General features: G+C 63.7%; 1 pseudogene. It reads left to right on the top strand.

What is annotated here, in order from left to right:
* Positions 1-212: pseudogene (locus FNJ47_RS49560) on the top strand (acetamidase/formamidase family protein); the annotation flags it as partial.

The following is a 212-nucleotide window of genomic DNA, read 5'->3' on the forward strand; positions in this document are numbered from 1 at the left end:
CATGTCTGCGGCGCGGAGCCGGGTGATGTGCTCGAGGTGCAGATCCTCGATATCTGGCCGCGGCCCTCGGCCAATCCAGCCTTTGCCGGCAAGTCGTTCGGCAGCAACGCCGCGGCCTGGTGGGGCTATCAATACAATGACCTGATCGATCCGCCGGCAAAACGCGAGACCATCACGATCTTCGAAACCGATGCGCAGGCCGAATGGGCGCG

Source organism: Bradyrhizobium uaiense (genome assembly GCF_010811875.1).
GTDB classification, from domain to species: Bacteria; Pseudomonadota; Alphaproteobacteria; order Rhizobiales; family Xanthobacteraceae; genus Bradyrhizobium; species Bradyrhizobium uaiense.